The sequence below is a fragment of the Oliverpabstia intestinalis genome, assembly GCF_009696065.1.
Lineage (GTDB): Bacteria > Bacillota > Clostridia > Lachnospirales > Lachnospiraceae > Oliverpabstia > Oliverpabstia intestinalis.
On sequence record NZ_VUMS01000011.1, the window covers coordinates 68,942 to 87,078 of the forward strand.

Sequence of the window (18,137 nt, forward strand, 5' to 3'; positions counted from 1 at the left end):
AAGATATTTTTCATTATAGAGATAATTATAGTTTAAAGATTGAATTACAGGAGGGAAATCCATGAACAGTTTTATGGCTAATCCAGATAAGATTGAAAGAAAATGGTATGTAGTAGATGCTGAAGGCTGCACATTAGGACGTTTAGCTTCCGAAGTGGCAAGCGTATTAAGAGGAAAAAACAAACCAGTTTTCACTCCTCACGTAGATACAGGTGATTATGTAATCGTAATCAACGCTGAAAAGATCAAAGTGACCGGTAAAAAATTAGATCAGAAGATCTACTACAGCCACTCTGATTATGTTGGTGGTATGAAAGAAACCACTCTGAGAGAAATGATGAACAAGAAACCGGAAAAAGTCATCGAACTTGCTGTAAAAGGTATGCTTCCAAAAGGACCTCTGGGAAGACAGATGATTAAAAAACTTCATGTATACGCTGGTGCAGAGCACGGACATGAAGCTCAGAAACCGGAAGTTTTAACATTTTAATAGGAGGTAAGTAACATTGGCTACTACAAAATTCTACGGAACAGGAAGAAGAAAAAAATCTATCGCCAGAGTATACCTGGTACCAGGAACTGGTAAGATCACAATCAATAAAAGAGATATCGACGAGTACTTCGGACTGGAGACTCTGAAAGTTGTTGTTCGTCAGCCACTGACAGCAACAGACAATACAGAAAAATTTGACGTTCTGGTAAACGTTCACGGTGGTGGATTTACCGGACAGGCTGGAGCTATCCGTCACGGTATCGCTCGTGCCCTGCTGCAGGCAGACGCTGATTACAGACCAGTTTTGAAAAAAGCTGGATACCTGACTCGTGACCCGAGAATGAAAGAACGTAAGAAATACGGTCTCAAAGCAGCTCGTCGCGCTCCTCAGTTCAGCAAGCGATAATTCAATCGAATATCAGAAAAGAGCAAATTTCCCCGAAAACATCGAGTTTTCGGGGATTTCTTTATATTCTGAAAATCTATCAGACACCCTCAAAACACACAAAAATCTTCCGGTAACTAACAGGTAATTAACACGAAAAAAGGTGTCCTCCGTAGGACAGAAAAAAGACGGTATCAACCGCCTTTTTCAGTACAATGGTCTATGATGCAAGACCGGACATCCTTTTTCGTGCGACAGTGGCAGGAATAACCATCCTTGAATATGATGTCATATCCGTCGTGCATGTTTCTAGTGATTCCGGAAATCATTTCTCTGTTCCTCTCTGCAATCTGCATCGTGTCAAACATTCCGCACTGGTCTTTTCTGATGAGGTCTTGCAGATACGCATTGACAGACATTCCCTTGTCATTAGCAAGAGATTTGATAATACTTTTCATTCCTTTAGGAACTTTCAACTCTATTCGTTCATAGCGTTCCCTAGCAAAAGCCTGTTTATATTCTTTCCTATCCATCGGTACACCTCCATCAAATCAAATTGATTGCATCAAGTTTGGTCGGGAGTTCAATGTGGGTGTAGACGTTTTCGGTCACACCCTGTCCTTTATGCCCGACAATTTTCTTGATGAATCATAATAATTCCGGTACTGAAAAGGTTCGTCGTCGGGTGTACAAATCAGATGGTCACATTTCCGGTTCATTCAGTATTCAAAGAACGGTACAATCTTTTCAGCAATGGGAACTTCTCTGATTCCTGCCTCTGTTTTGGATTCTTTCACATGCTGTTCTACCAGGTGGGCGAATGTTTTCAGTCCTACGCCGTGGGCAAGAGCCGCCGGAACATCAGTGATCTGATGGACATCCGTCCTGATTATTCCAATATCGAACGGGATGGAAAACTGGAACGGGTAGACCAGGACGAAGTGGGTACGCCTCCTTTCTTGTTCTTTCTTATTATACGAGAGAAAGAAAGGTCAAGAGGTGTTGAAACAAGTATTTTGTTGATCTGCAAGCATCACATGGCCACCAGAGCGGCTTCCTTGAGAGAACAACGCCAGTATATGCGCTTTTAGGAAAACATCTCAAAAAAATCAAAGCGATTGGAATGTGCACAGAAATTAGATATATTGGTAATATTATATACAAGAAATATTTTTACGGCAGTAAAACGATATTACTGCCGCAAAAACAATCTGATGGATGTCCGGCGATTTATCTTGCTCACTACTTGGTCATTGACTAAGTTTGGTAATTTGCATTTTTCAAGATGACCATGAAATCTGTTGCGTTGAGAAAATTTCAGGATTATATGCCGTTATATATCCAGGTAGCTTTTCGATTTCCCTGATGATTTTGCATAGGCCACTTCCACGGCGCTCCATGTATTTCATACGGTGGAACAGGTCAGCAATCACAAGGCTTTCGCCGCATTGAACGGATACTTTGTAGCGTCAAAAACAATTAGAAAAATAAAAACGGAAAATACGTTTTTAGATGGGACAACCCATGAAAATACTCCGCATCATCGCACAAAGATTCCCATCATTCAAAAATTTGGATATTTGCTTTTATATGCAGCAACGTGTTTGCGAAGAGGAGAGAGATAGTCTTTTCTGTTTTTGGACAAATTGGGAATGGGGTATTAGGTACAATGTAACTGCTGACGACGTAGAATCTTGGTGGTTAACTTGGTGGATAGCTTGGTGGGTGTCACTATCTAAGTTATCATGGGTTTGTATGCGGGAATGGAAAGAAGATGGAGTAACCCTTGGAGAATAAGTGATGAACAATGTTCTGGGGAATGGCTCTTTGATCAGTACAAGGTGTACGGGGAATTTTTAAGAGAAAATCAAATCGGAAATGCAGGATTGGCCTGGAGCACAGGAGACTGTGCAGGAAATCCCGAAAGGGGACGAGTAGAAAAAAGAGCAGCTGCATGAGCAGGAAGTGCAGAAGGAAGAAGAAAATAGACAGAAAAATAATTTTTAATAATGTTGATTCTTAACTGTTCTTAACTTAAATATTATATTTTAACTCAAAAAGAGTTATAATACAGAAAAAGAGTTAAGATTGCAGGTGATGACATGGAATATCTCGATAAAGTTCTTGGAGTCAAGGTTATCTATGATGATGTAGAGTTTAAGCATTTGCCCAATTTTATAGCCACAAGGTACCGTTTACAGATGGTGTCAATGAATGAACAGAAGATGATTTTTCTTTATCCTAAGACAGAACTGGAGCAGATTGAAGTACTGAAAAAACATATTGCTCGGATACAGAAAAATGAGAACTTGCCTGTTGTGCTGGTGCTAAAAGAACTTTGCTTTCGCCAGAAAGAATATTTGATTCGTGAGAAGATTCCATTTATTGTAGATGGAAAGCAAATTTATTTGCCCTTTATGGCAGTGTATTTGCAGGAAAGGTGCAGCGCCGAAAAAAAGACAAGGGAAAAAATACTTCCATCGGCGCAGATGCTTCTACTGCATTTCATTTATGGAGGCGCACAGGAACTATCTACAAGTCAAGCTGCGAAAGACTTGGAACTGACACCTACTTCTATATCAAGGGCATCAAGACAGCTTGAAGAAATGGGATTGCTGCATATCAGAAAAGTCGGTGTGCAGAGGATCATGCAATCTGAGGATTCTCCGAAAACACTGTTCCAAAAAGCAGGAGATAAGTTGCTGAATCCAATAAAACGAACGGTTTATATTCCGAAAGAATTGGTGGGAACAGAGCTGTTGGAAAGTGGATATTCGGCGTTGGCAGAGTATTCCATGCTGAACACACCGAATGTCAGATGTTATGCGGCAGAAAGAATCTCTCAATGGAAAGATGTTATGACCAATAGCTTGCTGAATTCGCAGGTGCAAGTGGCCGTAGAGATGTGGAGATACAATCCACGAAAATTGTCCACGCGAAACATTGTAGATGAGCTTTCGCTGGCATTGGCATTGAGAGAAGATGCAGATGAACGGGTTGAAGAAGCAGTAGAAGAAATGTTGAATGAACTGTGGAGGAAGATAGATGGTTACAGAAATTGATAGCTTTAAGGAATGGTTCAAGGGCAGTGAAGAACAATATGCTATCATTGGTGGAACTGCGTGTGACATTCTGATGACGGAGGAGGGACTGGACTTCCGTGCGACAAAGGATATTGACCTTGTTTGGATTATAGAAGCAGTTGACCCAAATTTCGGAAAGAAATTTTGGGAATATGTAAAACAGGCGGGATATGAGCATTGCAACAAAAGTTCGGGTGTGCCGCAGTTTTATCGGTTTAGTCACCCAATTACAAATCAGTATCCAGCAATGATTGAACTTTTCACGCGAAAGCTGGATGCCATCCAACTTCCAGAAGATGCAGTGCTAACACCGTTACCGATGGACGAAGATATTTCGAGTCTGTCTGCTATTCTTTTGGACGATGATTACTATGAATTTTTGAAGCAGGGGAAAGTCACCGTTGATGGAGTGACCGTCTTGGATGCGGCATATTTGATTCCGTTTAAGGCAAAAGAGTGGATGGATTTGACAGATCGCAAGGCCGCAGAAGAACACGTTGATAGCAAAAATATCAAGAAACATAAGAATGATGTTTTCTGTCTGACTGAGTTGATTGATCCCACCGCCAAGGTAGTGGCTCCCCAAGGAGTTTATGCCGATATTCAAGAGTTTGTCCAGCATATGAAAAATGAAAACGTGGATATTAAACAGTTGGGGCTGGTTGGCAGAACAAAGGAGAAGATTCTGAAAGAATTAAAAGCAATGTACGAGACACTTTAATATAGATATTTGAACAGACAAGGGCATGTCAGCAAGGATTCGATTGATTTGACCCAATAACAATCAGAGAATAAAAACGGAAAAACTGTTTTTAGATGAGGAAAACCATGAAAACGCTCTGCATCACAGCACAAGGACTTTGATGCATTGGCTGTGACTCAAATGGTCACCAGGAAAGATGGATAACAGTTTACAGAAAACAGAATAGAATCGTCTTTGATGCCTCGTTGGGAAACCAACGGGGTATTTTTTTGCCTCTATCAGGCTGAATAGAACGCTAAAAAGGTTAGAGCGAGCAGCAGGTGGTCCTACAAGGACAACCAAAGTGTGCCTACGGAAGAAAATCAGGTCATAAAATCTTATTGTGCAATGGCGGGACCTTCTTACGAGTAACGAAAATTTAGAAACACAACGGTTTCAGTTCTTCTAAAAACAGCGTCGCCACACGGGAGAACTGCTGGTCTTTTCTCTATATCAGACGCATGGGAGAGACAATAGCAGGTGTGATTGGGCGGAAACAAAGGATGCTGTCTGCGCTGGTGCTTACCAGCTTGTCAAATCCAAGCGCAAGTCCGATACCTTCACGGACGAGAATAGATGCATTAAAAATCAGATCATAGGTGGCAACAATATTTAGATGAGAATAATTTTTTTGAAGCCACTGCGGCATTTCGTTGGTTGCACCTTGTCTGGAGACAATAAGCGGAAGCCCCAGCAGATCTTCCAGTGCTATGGATTGTTTCGATACAAGGGGGTTGTCTTTTCGCATAAGCAAGCCCCAAGTATCTTTCACAGGAAGCTCCAGATACGAGTACTTGGACACATCAATATTTTGAACGACAAACGCAAAGTCAAGCAGACCTTTATCCAAGCGTTCGCATACGGTTTCAGCATTTCCACTGTATAAATGAAAATGAAGATTGGCATGTTTTTTCAGTAGTTGTCCGGCAGCTTTGGCAAGCAGAGAGATGCCGTCGGATTCTGCACAGCCAAGATACAGGTCTCCGCCGTTAAACTGGTTCATAGAAGCAAATTCAGCAGTTGTCTGGTCTGCCATCTCAAGAATATCTAAAGCTCGTTTATAGAGAATTTCGCCTTCCGGAGTCAGATGGATATTGTAATTTCCCCGGATGAACAGTTTCTGACCAAGTTCCTCTTCCAACTCTTTTATTTGTTTTGACAGTGTAGGCTGTGTAACATGAAGTTTTTCAGCCGCTTTTGTCATGCTTCCTTCTCTGGCTGATGTGGCAAAATAGCGTAATACTCGTAATTCCAATTTGAAAGTCTCCCTTCTTTGATATCCTGATTGTACATCAAACGGATATTCCTTTCAAGAATAACCAGATATAAATTATAGCAATTTGATATTTGCCTTGATGAAAATTATAATTAACTCAGTCAGAGCTGGACTCCAGCTTAAGTTAATTTGCTCCGCGAGGATGCGCACAGATTCGACAAGGAAATATATCAGCATAGGCTTCCCCGAATCTAGCGTGCAAGACTCGTGAGCGAGTCTTGATTCAGCGAGGTGAAAATGAAATGGAACTGAACGAATTTTTGAAATACATGGAGAGTGGAGCTGAGATTGAGGCAGGTTCAGAGGCACATTTATGTATGCACAAGTTATCGCAGGAGGCAATACGGCTGACCACAGAGTTAAATGGAAGTTACCATACAAACGAAGAAATTGTTGAAATTATGTGTGAAATCACGGGAAGAAGGGTGGATGAAACATTTTCCCTGTTTCCGCCGTTTTATACAGATTGCGGAAAGAATTTGAAGATTGGGAAAAAAAGTGTTCTTCAATGCGGGTGTCAAGATTCAGGATCAGGGCGGCGTCACAATCGATGACGGAGCATTGATTGGACATAATGTGGTGATTGCTACGCTAGACCACAGTCTTAATCCAAAGCATCGGGGCAATCTGATTCCTGCACCAATCCATATAGGAAAAAATGTCTGGATAGGTGCCAATGCAACCATTTGTAAAGGTGTCACGATCGGAGATGGTGCAGTGATTGCTGCGGGTGCTGTCGTAACCAAGGATGTACCGGCATGTACCGTCTATGGGGGTGTACCTGCAAGATTTATCAAAAATATTCAGGAGAATGTGTAAATGAAGATGAAAACAGAGGAACTGATGATCATTCCGGATGCTGTTCAAACGGATTTATACGATAATGCGAATGTGATTCCTTTTGAGAAGGTTGCAGCGTTTTTTGAAGAATATTTGAAATAAGGAGCAGCTTGAACTGGATTATATGCTGCATCAAATAGAAAAAGTAAATGGAGGTAATGAGTAAAATGGAAAAAGTATTAGTTGCTTATTTTAGTGCCAGCGGAACAACCGCTCAGAAGGCAAAAGAAATTGCAAAGGCAGTCGGAAGTGATCTTTATGAAATCAGACCGGAAGTACCTTACACAAGCGATGATTTGGATTGGATGAATAAGAATTCCCGCAGTTCCGTGGAGATGAATGATAAGGCTTTTCGTCCGGCATTGGCAAATAAGGATGCGCATATTGAGGATTACGATGTGATCCTGTTAGGCTTCCCGATCTGGTGGTATGTTGCGCCAACAATCATCAACAGTTTTCTGGAAAGTTATGATTTTACCGGAAAGAAAATTGTACTGTTTGCTACATCTGGCGGTAGTGGGTTTGGAAAAACAGTGGATGGATTGAAAGCGTCTGTTTCGTCAGGGGCTGAAATCAAAGAGGGCTATCTTGTTAGGAGCAGTAGTGATGTTGATAAGATGAAGAAACTGCTTGAAAGTCTTTAATTCGGGAGGTGTCTTTATGAAGTATGCAAAACTTGGAAAGTCGGATTTAAATGTATCCCGCATCTGCATGGGATGCATGGGTTTTGGAAATGCGTCTATCGGACAGCACAGCTGGACATTAGATGAGGCGCAGACAAGAGAAATCATTAAGCATGGACTTGACCTTGGTATCAATTTTTATGATACGGCAATCGCATATCAGAATGGTACAAGCGAGCAGTATGTCGGAAAAGCACTTCGTGATTTTGCAAAGCGTGATGATTATGTGATTGCAACGAAATTCACACCGAGAACGCAGGAAGAAATTGACGGCGGCATGAGCGGACAGAAGCATATAGAAAATTACCTGAATCAGAGTCTTAGCAATCTCGGTATGGACTATGTGGATCTTTATATCTATCATATGTGGGATTATCATACCCCTATGGAGGAAATCATGGATGGACTTAATAGGGTTGTGAAGGCTGGCAAAGCCAGATATATCGGTATATCCAACTGCTTTGCATGGCAGCTTGCCAAGGCAAATTACTATGCAAGAGAAAACGGAATGACAGAGTTTATTTCGATTCAGGGGCATTATAATCTGATTGCAAGAGAAGAAGAACGGGAAATGGCACCGTTCTGTTATTCGGAAAATATTGCAATGACGCCATACAGTTCACTTGCAGGCGGCAGACTCTCAAAGCGTCCGGGTGAGACATCAAAGCGTCTGGAAGAAGACGCATATGCAAAATTTAAGTATGATGCCACAGCAGAAGCGGACGCACGAATCATTGCCAGAGTAGCAGAGCTTGCGGATAAGAGGAATGTTTCCATGACGGAAATTTCGTTGGCGTGGCTATTGACAAAGGTTACTTCTCCAGTGGTGGGAGCAACAAAATTTTCTCATGCAGACGGGGCGACAAAAGCTGTAGATTTGGAATTGACAGCGGATGAAATTTCCTATCTGGAGGAGATGTATGTTCCACATGCGCTGGTTGGTGTCATGGCGCAGAATGGGAAACAAAAAGCAGGAAATGTAGTGTAGAAAAGGAGATTTTTGATTATGGGAAAAATAGTACAGACAGCAGGCAGGGATGCACTTTCCGGATTTGCACCAGAATTTGCACATTTTAATGATGATGTGCTCTTTGGCGAGAATTGGAATAATGAGGATATTGATTTAAAGACGAGGAGCATCATTACAGTGGTTGCACTGATGTCTTCGGGTGTGACGGATTCCTCACTCAAATATCATCTGGAAAATGCAAAAAATCACGGAGTGACAAGAAAAGAGATCGCTGCGGTAATCACCCATGTGGCATTTTATGCAGGATGGCCAAAGGGCTGGGCTGTGTTTCATATGGCAAAGGAAGTATGGACGGACGAATTATCTGCAAAGGGAACTTCGGCTGAGGATGCGAGGTCCGCCCATGCTGCGCAAATGATATTTCCAATTGGTGAGCCAAACGATGCTTTTGCTCAGTATTTTGTCGGACAAAGCTATCTTGCACCAGTTTCAATCGATCAGGTGGGAATCTATAATGTAACATTTGAGCCGGGCTGCCGTAACAACTGGCATATCCATCATGCGGACAATGGCGGCGGACAGATTTTAGTCTGTGTAGCCGGACGGGGATATTATCAGGAATGGGGCAAGGATGCAACTCTCATGAAGCCGGGTGACTGCATCAATATTCCTGCCGGTGTAAAGCACTGGCATGGAGCAGCACCGGATTCATGGTTTAGCCATCTTGCCATTGAAGTTCCCGGCGAGAATGGCAGCAATGAATGGCTGGAAGCTTTAGATGATGAGCAATATGGAAAACTGAAATAGGATAAAGGAATGTTCAATGTTGATGATAACCTTAAAGTAGTTGTTCGTCCAGAAGTGGAGAGTGATTATCTAAAAAAGTATAATAATAAATCTTTGTATATTCCTGAAAATGCTTTTTTCAGACCAGATATAAATAATTTGCGATATCATCAAACACACATATTTGGATTATACTCCACATATATATGAACGACATGTGTTTGATGTTAAAATGATGAATCTTTTTGAACATCGGACAAGCCGATAGTTTTCCGGTCATCAGAGATCCCGAAAAACAGAGTTCCGCCGATTCCATTGGAAAAGGAACTGACACTTTTTAACCAGCTGTTGGGTTTCCTTATATTATACCCATAAGGAGCGTTTATTTCAACGATAGGCACAAAGAGTTAGTCTTGATAGCAGGGGCTTATCGGTATTAACTTGAATTTTGCATCTTAACACAAAAGAAGCTATACTACAGATAGAAAGTTAAATTGACGAATGGGGGTATGTTTCATGCCATTGCAGATTATCAGAAACGATATTACAAAAATGAGCGTTGATGCAATCGTCAATGCTGCCAACACTTCTCTTTTGGGCGGTGGCGGTGTGGACGGCTGCATTCATCGTGCCGCCGGACCGGAGCTGCTTGCAGAGTGCAGTACGCTGCATGGCTGCGAGACCGGAAGTGCTAAAATTACAAAGGGGTACCGTTTACCCTGCAAATATGTGATCCATGCAGTCGGCCCGCGCTGGCGGGATGGCAAGCATCGGGAGCAGGAGCTTCTGGAATCCTGCTATCGGACATCTTTGAACCTGGCGAAAGAAAATGGCTGTCAGTCGGTGGCCTTTCCGCTGATTTCCTCCGGTATTTACGGCTATCCAAAAGAGCAGGCTCTGAAGGTTGCAGTCGATACCATCAGTACGTTCCTGCTGGAAAATGAGATAATGGTCTACATCGTTGTCTTTGACCGAAAAGCATATCAGATTAGCGGAAAATTGTTTGCCGATATCGCGGCGTACATAGATGACCGGTATGTGGATGAACATACGGACAGCCGGTCAGAACAGAGACGGCGGCTCGAAGTATTGTCAGAGGAATCCTGTTTTGAAGCTGCACCTGCCCCGCTGCCGCCCGAAGCAATCTGTAAATCTTGCAGCAGTCAATCTCTGGAAGAGGCACTGGGACAGATGGATGAGAGCTTTTCGGAAATGCTGCTGCGGAAGATTGATGAAAGCGGCATGACGGATGCCCAGTGTTACAAGAAGGCAAACATTGACCGGAAACTCTTCTCTAAGATCCGTTCGGATAAATTCTATAAGCCATCCAAACCTACGGTGCTGGCATTTGCTCTGGCTTTGGAGTTGCCGCTTGCCCAGATGCAGGAGATGCTCGGCAAGGCAGGGTTTACCCTTTCCCGTTCGAGCAAATTCGATATCATTGTAGAATATTTTGTCGAACGGGGAAACTACAACGTGTATGAAATCAACGAAGCACTGTTTGCTTTTGACCAGAGCCTGATCGGAGCATAAGGACAAAGAAATGTCGCTTTCCATGCGACCACTCCACGAAAGAAAATCGCTATACTATGGCTGTAAGATACGAAACCGAGCAGCCATATGCGCGTGTAATGAGCCAAAGTTCGAGCTTGCTCGAAACCTTGGCGAATACCGCGACAGCGAGCCCGCAAGGGCGAGATTTTGGGAGGACAAGCATATGAGAAAGAATTTAACAGAGATCGTTTTTATCTTAGACCGCAGCGGTTCCATGAGCGGACTGGAACGGGATACCATCGGCGGATTCAATTCTATGATTGAGCAGCAGAAAAAAGCAGAGGGCGAAGCACTGATCTCAACGGTGCTGTTTGATAATGTGAGCGAAGTCCTGCACGACCGTGTAAATGTAAGGGACATCCGACCGATGACTGACCGGGATTACACGGTTCGCGGATGCACGGCACTCTTAGATGCCATCGGTGGTGCGATTCATCACATTGGAAATGTTCATAAGTACGCAAGACAGGAGGATGTGCCGGAACACACCATGTTTGTAATCACTACGGACGGAATGGAAAATGCCAGCCACCGGTACAACAGCGAAAAAGTGAAGCAGATGATCGAGTGGCAGAAAGCAAAATACGGTTGGGAGTTTTTGTTCCTTGGTGCTAATATTGACGCAGTAGAGACCGCAAGCCAGTTCGGAATCGGTGCAGATCGTGCAGCCAACTATCAGTGCGACAGCGAAGGAACCGCGTTGAATTATGAGGTGGTCAGCGAAGCAATCAGCTCTGTACGGTGCAGTGCCCCGCTGAGCGCAGACTGGAAAAAGCGTATAGACGAGGACTACAAAAAGCATGGAGACCGCAAGCACAAGTAAATGTTATTTGAAGCCGGGGTGATGATTCACCCCGGCTTTTCCTTTGGCGAGAACTGCCGTTAAAGCATCCGGAACGGATGCGCAGCCCGATGCTGCAGGCAGCGTTCTATGGGGATTGGGGAGTTTCCCCAACAAGCAGAAAATCGCTTTCGTGGCTCTAATATTCGTCTTTGAATGGTTGCCGGTCATGAAAGCAGCAAGATCACCATGGATATTTATGTCAAGGTGAAATACAACCGCCCAGAGTGGCTCTCAGGAGAGGCAAGAAGCCGGTGAACAGTTGTGAAGGGTGAAAGTATTTTACAAAATTACTCAGTTAAACAATATATCTTTACCTGGTAAAATATATGGGAAGATTACAAGTTGATATATTTACATATAAAATAGTAAATACAGACAAATAACATTAATCAAATGGTAACAACTGCAAACCAACCACGAAAACAGTAATGTAATTATGCATTATGCATAACACTTATATGGAAAATAAAATCTCCTTTGTACAGCAAAACCAAATTATCCTTGCTATTTATAGTGACTTTTATTATAATTAAAAGTGCGTGATTATGCGTCTGTATAGTATTGTGTACAAAATTCGGAGAATAGAAATGCAGCAGGTTATTTTAGGGAGTGCAGGGTTTCTTCTGTACTTTATTTACGATATAAACAGTGTTAGAAAACAGAACAGGTTGTTACAAAAATTTTTCGCAGCGGGCACTATTCTGGTTGTTTTGTCACTGTTCATGGAACTTTGGTTTGCATGGGGACAGTGCAGTCACAGGATCGGAAGAATGATTGGATTCGGAATTGGAGCAATGTGCTTTTTGGCACTTCTTATATACACCTTGTTTTTCGCTCTTCCTTTTGAGCAAACCTATTGTGAAGAAAACAGATTACGGGCTGCATACACAGAAGGGGTGTATGGATTGTGTCGGCATCCCGGCGTTTTGTGGTTTGCAGGTGCATATCTTTGTATGTGGGGAATGTTTGGCGGATGGAAACAGGGAATCTATTTTTTACTTATGATTTTTTGGAATTATCTGTATATCATTTTTCAGGATCTGTGGACTTTTCCGCAGACGTTTTTTAATTATAGAGAATATCAGAAAAACACTCCCTTTTTAATACCAAATAAAGAAAGCATACAGGCATGTTTCTATAGTGTCAGAAAACAATGATCGATCTGGAGCGGACAGACTATGAATTTAGAAGAAAAATTAAAGAAACAACAGTATAAAGAAATCTGGCAGCAGTACTGTGGATTCCTTGATTTGTCCATGGATGGATATATGAAGATTCAACGGCGATTGATGGAGGAGCAGATCCGGTTATGGAGTAACTGTGGTCTGGGACAGTCCATTTTGAAGGGAAAGCATCCGACGAATCTGGATGAATTTCGGAAAATGGTGCCATTGACAACCTATGAAGATTATGCAGATGTATTGCTTACCAAGCAGCCGGATATGCTTCCGGGCAATCCGGTTATCTGGATCCAGACGACCTGGGAGGGTGGTAAGCATCCTATTAAGGTGGCACCCTATACCAGAAGCATGCTGGATACCTATCGCAACAACGTGACAGCATGTCTGATTCTTTCTACCAGTAAAGAAAAGGGCTCTTTTGATGTGGCAGCTACAGACAAATTTTTGTATGCCCTGGCACCGTTGCCTTTTGCAACCGGACTTTTTCCGCTGGCATTGGGTGAGGAGATCGGGATTGAATTTTTACCGGCAGTTGATGAAGCTGTAAATATGAGCTTCAGCGAAAGAAATAAACTGGGATTTAAGATGGCTATGCAAAAGGATCTTGGATTTTTCTTTGGTCTTGGAAGTGTGGCTTACGCAGTGAGTCTGAGCCTTTCTTCTCTGACCAGTGGCGGAGGTGGCGGTATCAAACTGTCAAGTCTTATGAAATGCAAGCCTCATATGATCTTACGTATGATTCAGGCAAAGCACCGGTGTAAGAAAGAAAACAGACCATTTCTTCCAAAGGATTTGTTTCATCTGAAAGGATTTATGGTGGCAGGTACGGATAACCTGTGCTATAAAGATGATCTGGAAGAACTTTGGGGCATTCGTCCCATGGAATTGTTCGCCGGTACGGAGCCTTCTATTATGGGTACAGAGACATGGACAAGAAAGGGAATGTATTTCTTCCCGGATACTGCGTTCTATGAGTTTATTACAGAGAAAGATATGATGAGAAATTATGACGATCCGTCATATATTCCGCCTACCTATCTGATGGATGAGGTGAGACCCGGTGAAAAGTATGAGCTGGTATTTACGATTCTGAAAGGCGGTGCGTTTGCCCGTTATCGTTGTGGAGATACGTATCGCTGTGTGGGATTGGAAAATCGGGAAGATGAGACCAGGATCCCCCGTTTTGAATATGTGGACCGGGTACCCTGGATCATTGATATTGCAGGTTTCACCAGAATTTCGGAAAATGGAATTCGAAGTGTGATCAGCCTTTCCAAACTTCCTATCACCAACTGGGTGGCAGCGAAGGAATACAATGAGCAGAACCGACCGTATCTTCACATGTATGTGGAACTGGAGCAGGAGGCACTTCTTAGCAATGCCATGAGTGCCAATATTTTAAAGGATTTACTGAGTACATATTTCAAATATATTGATCAGGATTATCGGGATCTGAAGAAAATTCTGGGTATGGATCCGTTACAGGTTACAATTTTCACCTGCGGAACCTTTGAAGCTTATGAGAAAAAGACAGGCAAAAAGATACATCAGATGAATCCTTCTCATTATGATATGAAGGAATTACTGGATGTACAGGAATATCTAAATAAAGTAAGATAACTGTGCAGGCATGGAACAGTTATGAGTGAAACAAAGAATGGGATAAGGGAAATTTATGGGAACCTACGGATATATATCAATTATAGCCATGCTGTGCTATGGCTTTCTGCTGTTGATGTTTTTGACAGCAAAGAAAAATAAAATCATAAACAGTTTTCTGGTGGTATTGCTGGGATTGCTTTTCTGGACAGGAGGCTCTGCCTTCATGCGAGCACAGTTCTGGCCGGGATGTGAATTCTGGTATCAGGTTTCCCTGTTGGGAATTTTATTACTGCCATATGCGTATTATCGTTTTATTCTTGCCTTTGGCGGAGTCAGGAACGGATCCGTCGGTAGAATATACCTGGTGACCATGCTGATCTGCTTTTGGGTGAATGCCCAATTTGGAGTTTTTCTGGAATCTCCTAAGATGATAGAAAAAAGAGGGGGACAAACCTTTGTATATGAGATCAACCCTTCTATTATTGTATTTTTCATTCCGGCAGGACTTTTTCTGATCCACCTTTTTGTAATTCTTGTACGGATCTGTAAAGAAAACCCTACCATGAAAGTTCAGTATGAGCCGGTGATGATGGGGGTACTTGCACTGTTTTTTGGCAATGCATTTCTTGGAATTCCATTTTTCAGCGGTTTTCCGATTGATATTTTAAGTGGTGTGGTAAATGTATTTTTACTGTTTTATGCACTGATTCGAAGACGATTGTTCCGCCTCCAGATGCTGGCATCTCCCAGTTTGTGCTATGGCGTAGGATTCCTGTTTTCTGTTCTTGTATTTTTAAATATCATGCCGTTTCTGCAAAAGATTCTCCATATGCAGCCGGATAATAATATCACCATGTACACCCTTGTATTTGCCATTGCTTTTCTGATTACCTATGCAATCTTTACTTATCTGTGGAAGCTTTTGATCCGCAGTGTATTTGTAAGGGAAGAGAACCATCAGGCGGAGAAGTTAAGGAAATTTAATTCAGCGATTTCAAAAACCCTGGATCTTCAGGAAATTCTGGATCGAACCATCCGGGTGATGAAAGAACTGATGGATGTGGGTAATATCTATATATGTATGCAGAAAGCGCCCGGAGAGGCTTACTGTGGAGTTGCAAGTGACCAGCCTCTTAACGATCTGGCATTTTCTCTGGAAGAAGAAAATCCGATGATACAATGGTTGAAAGATCATGAAGAGCCGCTGGTTTACAGGGATTTTCGATATTCTGTAGAGTATAAGTCCATGTGGGAGGAAGAAAAACATCATCTGGATAAGAAGCACACGCGCTATTGTGCCGGATTAAAAGACGGTGATACTTTGGCGGGGGTGATATTGATTACAGCAGATTCAGGGAAAAAGAGATTGGTCTATGATGAAGTGGAACTGATCTCAAACATCACATCGGTGGCTTCTATTGCGATTAAGAATGCAAGAATGTATGAAAAAGCCTGCATTGAGGCAAGAACGGATGAGATGACCGGCTTGTTGAACCGGAAATATTTCCATGAAGTGCTTCATGAAGAATTCGAAAAGAATAAAGATGGATCGTTGGCACTTGCACTTATCAATGTAGATGATTTTAAGTTATATAATCAGCTGTATGGTCTGAAAGAAGGTGATCTGTGTCTCCAGCATATTGCAAAAATCATCCAGAGCAGTGTGGGAGAAAACGGATATGCTGCCCGTTACGGTGGAAAAGAATATGCTGTTTTGTTGCCGGGATATGATCTTTTCTCTGCCAGAAATCTGGTGGAATCCATTGAAAAGCAGATTTCTGTTATGAATAACTGCAGGACGGACATGAAGCTGAAAGCAATTACGGTCAGTGTGGGAATCAGCGCGGCACCTTATGCGGCAAAAAATGTGAAGGAACTGATGGAGAATGTGGATCTTGCAGTTTACCATGTGAAACACAGTGGAAAGAACGGGATCCAGGTCTTTGATACCATGTTCCGCAATGCCAACAAGAATATAGTGTCAACAAACCGGGCACATATTTACCAGGAATATGAATCAACCATCTATGCTCTGACAGCAGCAATCGATGCAAAGGATCATTATACATTCAGCCATTCCACAAATGTGGCCTATTATGCAACAGCGCTTGCAACAGCACTTGGCATGAATGAAGATATGGTGGAGATCATTCGCCAGGCAGCCCTTTTACACGATGTTGGTAAGATTGGTATCCCGGAGTATGTATTAAATAAGGCCGACAAACTGACAGACGATGAGTATGAAACGATCAAGGGACATGTGGAATCATCTATCGATATTATCCGTCATCTGCCTTCTCTGGATTATGTTATTCCGGCTGTTATCGGTCATCATGAACGGTATGATGGCAAAGGATATCCACGACGGATCGCAGGAGAGGATATACCTCTGACAGCACGGATCCTGTGTGTGGCAGATTCCTTTGATGCCATGACATCCAAACGTTGTTATAAAAAGGCCTTTCCGTTGAATGTAGCAAGGGAGAAGCTTCTTCAGGACGCCGGAAAGCAATTCGACCCGGATCTGGTCTACAAATTTGTGGAATGCCTGGATAATGGGACGATTACGTTAGTGAAAGCTGAAGAGAGTTAGAAAATATCAAGTAGATGCATAAGGACAGAGAAATCTTATGCATCTATTTTTTTGCTTTTGGTATACTATTTTGCTTTGAAAAATGAAATTTCTTATTCGGATGCAAGAAAAATCATAGAACGGCTTCCGGAAACAAAAAATATCCCACTTGGTGAGATAGAGGATGTTATTTATACTCAGCGGATCCGTAACGAAGTGGAATCCTTTACGAAGACAGAGGAACTTCTAGATTATATCAACCGACATATTGCTCAGTTTGGCTACAACAACGCCTCCGGTTCTGTAAGAATTCAGGAACTGTGGAAGGAACTGGCAGAAGAAAACGGGCTCTGTGAAAAAGAGAGAAGAATTCTCTATGGAATAGATCAGTACCTGACCGAAGAAGAGAAGATAGAAGCAGAACGAAGGGTTGGTGACGGAAAAAAAGAGCGAAGAGCAGATGCCAGCTCTACATTTGGAATCCTTCTGCAAATTCTCGGTTTATCGGACACCTATACGTCCAGATGGGGAAAAGATCGTTCTTTAAAACCTTTTTTAGCAGGGAATGAAGGGATCCATCCGATTGCGGAGAGCGTATTTCCCGATCGGGACGGAATCGAGAAGGTGCCGAACGGAAAAAAGGTATCCTTTGAACGGGTACGTAAAATCCTGATCCTTCTGCTGTTTTACAGATTCCGGATAGAAATCGCACTGGAAAACGCAGAAAATGGAGAGAAATTCCCATACGAAGATATCGGAGATAATAAGGAACGCTTTTTGTGCTATATGAATGACGAATTGTCTGATGTAGGACTTCCGATTTTATATGAAGGAAATCCTTATGACTGGATCTTTCTGTTTGCTGCTTCTGCCAGAACAGAGGATGATGTGCAAAGCCCTTTGGATAATCTTCGGGGATATATGAAGCAGCTGATCAGTTTGAAGCAGCTGTAAACTTCCGGCAGCTATTCATTAGCCAACAGTTGTAACTTTTGCAAATCCAGAAAGGATATTCCGGTCTGCTATAGTATGTATATCAACAACCCTCGCAGGGTGGGGAAAAAACTATACAGGTGGAGGAATAAAAACATGAAGAAGAAAAATATATCTTTTTCATGTATAGTTT

General features: G+C 42.4%; 18 protein-coding genes and 2 pseudogenes. 16 read left to right on the forward strand and 4 right to left on the reverse strand.

Annotated elements, in window-relative coordinates; translation table 11 throughout:
• Positions 1–61: 61 nt before the first annotated feature.
• Positions 62–490 carry a 50S ribosomal protein L13 gene (rplM, locus tag FYJ57_RS07315; RefSeq protein ID WP_022172252.1) on the forward strand — a complete coding sequence of 143 codons (429 nt, stop codon included), beginning with the start codon at positions 62–64 and terminating at the stop codon, positions 488–490.
• A 16-nt stretch (positions 491–506) separates the two neighbouring features.
• Positions 507–899, forward strand: a complete 393-nt coding sequence (gene rpsI, locus FYJ57_RS07320; protein WP_154432190.1) for a 30S ribosomal protein S9 — start codon at positions 507–509, stop codon at positions 897–899.
• 173 nt (positions 900–1,072) lie between these two features.
• On the opposite strand, the gene FYJ57_RS07325 is transcribed toward rpsI, so the two are convergent.
• Positions 1,073–1,411 carry a hypothetical protein gene (locus FYJ57_RS07325; protein ID WP_154432191.1) on the reverse strand — a complete coding sequence of 113 codons (339 nt, stop codon included), beginning with the start codon at positions 1,409–1,411 and terminating at the stop codon, positions 1,073–1,075.
• Positions 1,412–1,675: 264 nt separating this feature from the next.
• Here FYJ57_RS07325 and FYJ57_RS07335 point away from each other — a divergent pair, with 264 nt between their 5' ends.
• Positions 1,676–1,969 carry a hypothetical protein gene (locus FYJ57_RS07335; protein ID WP_154432192.1) on the forward strand — a complete coding sequence of 98 codons (294 nt, stop codon included), beginning with the start codon at positions 1,676–1,678 and terminating at the stop codon, positions 1,967–1,969.
• 175 nt (positions 1,970–2,144) lie between these two features.
• Here the strand turns inward: FYJ57_RS07335 and FYJ57_RS16235 are convergent.
• Positions 2,145–2,345 (reverse strand): annotated as a pseudogene (locus tag FYJ57_RS16235) (ATP-binding protein); the annotation flags it as partial.
• Positions 2,346–2,980: 635 nt separating this feature from the next.
• Between FYJ57_RS16235 and FYJ57_RS07350 the strand changes: the two are divergent.
• A complete protein-coding gene (locus tag FYJ57_RS07350) occupies positions 2,981–3,940 on the forward strand; it encodes a helix-turn-helix domain-containing protein (protein WP_154432194.1) in 960 nt (319 codons plus the stop codon).
• The gene (locus tag FYJ57_RS07355; RefSeq protein ID WP_154432195.1) at positions 3,924–4,682 is read left to right on the forward strand and encodes a hypothetical protein; all 759 of its coding nucleotides are present in this window, start codon (positions 3,924–3,926) and stop codon (positions 4,680–4,682) included. Before FYJ57_RS07350 ends, FYJ57_RS07355 begins: the two co-directional genes overlap by 17 nt.
• Before the next feature lie 469 nt (positions 4,683–5,151).
• Here FYJ57_RS07355 and FYJ57_RS07360 read toward each other — a convergent pair whose 3' ends face one another.
• Positions 5,152–5,958 (reverse strand): LysR family transcriptional regulator, encoded by an 807-nt coding sequence (locus FYJ57_RS07360; RefSeq protein ID WP_154432196.1) that lies wholly within the window; start codon positions 5,956–5,958, stop codon positions 5,152–5,154.
• A 507-nt stretch (positions 5,959–6,465) separates the two neighbouring features.
• Between FYJ57_RS07360 and FYJ57_RS16040 the strand changes: the two genes are divergently transcribed.
• The 5 genes from FYJ57_RS16040 to FYJ57_RS07380 all read left to right on the forward strand — a co-directional run bounded on the left by FYJ57_RS16040 (position 6,466) and on the right by FYJ57_RS07380 (position 9,279).
• On the forward strand, positions 6,466–6,798 hold the full coding sequence (locus tag FYJ57_RS16040; protein ID WP_154432197.1) for an acyltransferase: 333 nt from the start codon (positions 6,466–6,468) through the stop codon (positions 6,796–6,798).
• A complete protein-coding gene (locus tag FYJ57_RS15400) occupies positions 6,799–6,921 on the forward strand; it encodes a hypothetical protein (protein WP_268878806.1) in 123 nt (40 codons plus the stop codon).
• A 65-nt stretch (positions 6,922–6,986) separates the two neighbouring features.
• Positions 6,987–7,463, forward strand: coding sequence for a flavodoxin (locus FYJ57_RS07370; protein WP_154432198.1), 477 nt, complete (start codon positions 6,987–6,989; stop codon positions 7,461–7,463).
• Positions 7,464–7,479: 16 nt separating this feature from the next.
• Positions 7,480–8,490 carry an aldo/keto reductase gene (locus FYJ57_RS07375; protein ID WP_154432199.1) on the forward strand — a complete coding sequence of 337 codons (1,011 nt, stop codon included), beginning with the start codon at positions 7,480–7,482 and terminating at the stop codon, positions 8,488–8,490.
• An 18-nt stretch (positions 8,491–8,508) separates the two neighbouring features.
• Positions 8,509–9,279 (forward strand): carboxymuconolactone decarboxylase family protein, encoded by a 771-nt coding sequence (locus FYJ57_RS07380; RefSeq protein ID WP_117524119.1) that lies wholly within the window; start codon positions 8,509–8,511, stop codon positions 9,277–9,279.
• 215 nt (positions 9,280–9,494) lie between these two features.
• Here the strand turns inward: FYJ57_RS07380 and FYJ57_RS07385 are convergent.
• Positions 9,495–9,659: pseudogene (locus FYJ57_RS07385) on the reverse strand (AlbA family DNA-binding domain-containing protein); the annotation flags it as partial.
• A gap of 115 nt (positions 9,660–9,774) precedes the next feature.
• On the opposite strand from FYJ57_RS07385, the gene FYJ57_RS07390 reads away from it, so the two are divergent.
• The 6 genes from FYJ57_RS07390 to FYJ57_RS07415 all read left to right on the forward strand — a co-directional run bounded on the left by FYJ57_RS07390 (position 9,775) and on the right by FYJ57_RS07415 (position 17,965).
• Positions 9,775–10,791 (forward strand): O-acetyl-ADP-ribose deacetylase, encoded by a 1,017-nt coding sequence (locus FYJ57_RS07390; RefSeq protein WP_154432200.1) that lies wholly within the window; start codon positions 9,775–9,777, stop codon positions 10,789–10,791.
• Between the two features lie 184 nt (positions 10,792–10,975).
• Positions 10,976–11,635, forward strand: a complete 660-nt coding sequence (locus tag FYJ57_RS07395; protein WP_154432201.1) for a vWA domain-containing protein — start codon at positions 10,976–10,978, stop codon at positions 11,633–11,635.
• 791 nt (positions 11,636–12,426) lie between these two features.
• Entirely contained in the window at positions 12,427–12,813 is a 387-nt protein-coding gene (locus FYJ57_RS07400; protein WP_235904482.1) for a hypothetical protein, read from the forward strand.
• 21 nt (positions 12,814–12,834) lie between these two features.
• Positions 12,835–14,457 (forward strand): GH3 domain-containing protein, encoded by a 1,623-nt coding sequence (locus FYJ57_RS07405; RefSeq protein WP_154432203.1) that lies wholly within the window; start codon positions 12,835–12,837, stop codon positions 14,455–14,457.
• Between the two features lie 55 nt (positions 14,458–14,512).
• Positions 14,513–17,032 carry an HD domain-containing phosphohydrolase gene (locus tag FYJ57_RS07410; protein ID WP_154432204.1) on the forward strand — a complete coding sequence of 840 codons (2,520 nt, stop codon included), beginning with the start codon at positions 14,513–14,515 and terminating at the stop codon, positions 17,030–17,032.
• Between the two features lie 75 nt (positions 17,033–17,107).
• Positions 17,108–17,965, forward strand: coding sequence for a hypothetical protein (locus FYJ57_RS07415; RefSeq protein ID WP_154432205.1), 858 nt, complete (start codon positions 17,108–17,110; stop codon positions 17,963–17,965).
• The last annotated feature ends 172 nt before the right edge of the window (positions 17,966–18,137 follow it).